The 1,764-nt window shown below is 71.9% G+C and carries 2 protein-coding genes; one reads left to right on the top strand and one right to left on the bottom strand.

Going from position 1 to position 1,764, the window contains the following annotated elements:
- Positions 1-10: 10 nt before the first annotated feature.
- Positions 11-1,225, bottom strand: a complete 1,215-nt coding sequence (locus FV223_RS26690) for a DNA topoisomerase IB (RefSeq protein ID WP_147729742.1) — start codon at positions 1,223-1,225, stop codon at positions 11-13.
- 114 nt (positions 1,226-1,339) lie between these two features.
- On the opposite strand from FV223_RS26690, the gene FV223_RS26685 reads away from it, so the two are divergent.
- The coding region (locus tag FV223_RS26685) for a glycosyltransferase (RefSeq protein WP_147729741.1) at positions 1,340-1,764 on the top strand (425 nt) is incomplete at its 3' end.

The following is a 1,764-nucleotide window of genomic DNA, read 5'->3' as shown; positions in this document are numbered from 1 at the left end:
GGGCGGGCGTTCAGGCGCGCGCGGCCTCCGCGCCCTTGGCGGCCTTCGCCGCGGGCTTGCGCGGCGTGTTCGTCTTCGCCGCCTTGCCGGCCCGAGCCGTCCGGGGCGCGGCCTTCGCCGTGCCGGTCGAGGGCGCGTCTCCGGCGAGCCGGGTCTGCAGCAGGCTCAGCACCGCCGCCTCCTCCGGGCGCAGGCGGCCGAGATCCTCGACCAGCTCGCTCTCGACCGCGTCCTTCACCTGGAGCAGCAGGGCGCCTTCGAGGTAGCAGTCGATGATCTGCGGGTGGATGTAGCACTTGCGGCAGATGGTCGGCGTGTTGCCGAGCCGGGCCGATACGTTCTCGATCGCCGCGCGGACGTTCTTCTTGGCGCCGGCCTCGCCGTCGAAGGTCTCGAACTCGCGAAGCGCCAGCGCCGCCAGCACCGTGCCGGCCCAGGTGCGGAAGTCCTTCGCCGTGATGTCCTGCCCCGAGATCTCGCGCAGGTACGCGTTGACGTCCGACGAGGTCACGTCGCGCTGCTCGCCGGCCTCGTCGATGTACTGGAACAGCTCCTGGCCCGGCAGGTCCTGGCAGGCCTTGACGATCCTGGCCACGCGCCGGTCCTTCACCGACAGGTTCCAGGTCTTGCCGCTCTTGCCCTTGAAGCGGAAGGTCATCGCCGCGCCCTCGACCGTCACGTGCGGGTCGCGCAGCGTCGTCAGGCCGTAGCTCTTGTTGGCCTTGGCGTAGTCGTCGTTGCCGACGCGGATCAGCGTCGTCTCGAGGAGATGCACCACGGTGGCGAGCACCTTCTCGCGCGACAGGCCCCTGCGCCGCATGTCCGCGTCGATCCGCGTGCGGATGCCCGGCAGCGCGTCGGCGAAGGCCATGATGTGGCTGAACTTCGTCGAGTCCCGCGCCGCGCGGAAATCGGGATGGTAGCGGTACTGCTTGCGCCCCTTGGCATCGCGCCCGGTGGCCTGGATGTGGCCGTTCTTGCGCGGGCAGATCCACACGTCGGTGTAGGCCGGCGGGATCGCCAGGGACTTGATCCGCTGGACCTGCGCCTTGTCGCGGACGGGCGCGCCCTTGGCGTCGACGAAGCGGAAGCCCTTGGCGGTCTTCTTCCGGGTCAGGCCCGGCATCGTGTCGTCGACGTAGGCGAGCCCGGCCTCGGCGGCCGCGTCGCGCGGGTCGACGACGGTGCCGGCGGTCTCGTCCGAGGACACGAGATCCGATGCCATGAGCGCTGCTCCTCGCTTGCGAAAGCCTGCCCTCAACCGGTCGCCGCGCGGCCGTGTTCCGGCGTCTGCGTATCCGCCGTACACGGATGCGCGCCCGTGTTAGAGGCTCGTGCGATGGACGCCGCCCCTTCCGCCCCCGCCGCGCCGATGCGGCGCCTCGCCTTCGTCGTCACCGAGGATTGGTTCTTCGCCTCGCATTTCCTGCCGATGGCGCGGGCGGCGGTGGCGATGGGCCTGTCGGTCGCCGTGGTGACGCGGGTGCGCGACCACCGCGCGGTGGTCGAGGCGACGGGCGCCCGGGTGATCGCTTTGGAGGCGGAGCGCTCCAGCCTCAACCCGATGGCCGCCGGCTACGCCGCGGGGCAGCTCGCCGCGATCCTGAAGGCCTGGAAGCCCGACATCGTCCACTGCATCGCGCTGCGCGGGATCCTGGTCGGCGGCACGGCGGCGGCGATGGCCGGCATCCCGGCGCGCGTCTACGCGCTCACCGGCCTCGGGCTGATCGGCGCGCGCGCCGACGCGGCCGGACGCCTCTCGCG

It is taken from the genome of Methylobacterium sp. WL116, assembly GCF_008039455.1.
GTDB lineage: Bacteria > Pseudomonadota > Alphaproteobacteria > Rhizobiales > Beijerinckiaceae > Methylobacterium.
Note: the sequence above shows the minus strand (reverse complement) of the source record. Positions and strands in the feature narration are given on the sequence as shown.

Bases quoted from the DNA above. Each gene is read 5' to 3' on its own strand.
- FV223_RS26690 (WP_147729742.1), bottom strand. From the start codon at position 1,225: ATGGCATCGGATCTCGTGTCCTCGGACGAGACCGCCGGCACCGTCGTC.